Genomic DNA, 1,231 nt, shown 5'->3' on the forward strand with positions numbered 1-1,231 from the left:
CCACTACCCTCAACTCCGAAGAGATCGGGCCGGCTTCACGGACTTAGCATCGCCTGATTCAGTACTGGGCGTTTCAAAGCGGGTACCGGAATATCAACCGGTTGTCCATCGACTACGCCTGTCGGCCTCGCCTTAGGTCCCGACTTACCCTGGGCAGATCAGCTTGACCCAGGAACCCTTAGTCAATCGGCGCACACGTTTCTCACGTGTGTATCGCTACTCATGCCTGCATTCTCACTCGTGAACCGTCCACAACTCGCTTCCGCGGCTGCTTCACCCGGCACACGACGCTCCCCTACCCATCCATACGGGCGTTGGCCCTATGTGTACGAATGACACGACTTCGGCGGTACGCTTGAGCCCCGCTACATTGTCGGCGCGGAATCACTTGACCAGTGAGCTATTACGCACTCTTTCAAGGGTGGCTGCTTCTAAGCCAACCTCCTGGTTGTCTCTGCGACTCCACATCCTTTCCCACTTAGCGTACGCTTAGGGGCCTTAGTCGATGCTCTGGGCTGTTTCCCTCTCGACCATGGAGCTTATCCCCCACAGTCTCACTGCCGCGCTCTCACTTACCGGCATTCGGAGTTTGGCTAAGGTCAGTAACCCGGTAGGGCCCATCGCCTATCCAGTGCTCTACCTCCGGCAAGAAACACACGACGCTGCACCTAAATGCATTTCGGGGAGAACCAGCTATCACGGAGTTTGATTGGCCTTTCACCCCTAACCACAGGTCATCCCCCAGGTTTTCAACCCTGGTGGGTTCGGTCCTCCACGAAGTCTTACCTCCGCTTCAACCTGCCCATGGCTAGATCACTCCGCTTCGGGTCTAGAGCGTGCAACTCAAACGCCCTGTTCGGACTCGCTTTCGCTACGGCTTCCCCACACGGGTTAACCTCGCTACACACCGCTAACTCGCAGGCTCATTCTTCAAAAGGCACGCAGTCACGACTGACAGCACAAGTGCTGCCAGCGACGCTCCCACGGCTTGTAGGCACACGGTTTCAGGTACTATTTCACTCCGCTCCCGCGGTACTTTTCACCATTCCCTCACGGTACTATCCGCTATCGGTCACCAGGGAATATTTAGGCTTAGCGGGTGGTCCCGCCAGATTCACACGGGATTTCTCGGGCCCCGTGCTACTTGGGTGTCTCTCAAACGAGCCGTTGATGTTTCAGCTACGGGGGTCTTACCCTCTACGCCGGACCTTTCGCATGTCCTTCGCCTACA

1 rRNA gene is annotated in these 1,231 nt (G+C 56.9%); it reads right to left on the minus strand.

The annotated features are described in order from the left end of the window. Positions 1–1,231, minus strand: a 23S ribosomal RNA gene (locus D581_RS0136590); the annotation flags it as partial.

The organism is Streptomyces sp. CNB091, from assembly GCF_000377965.1.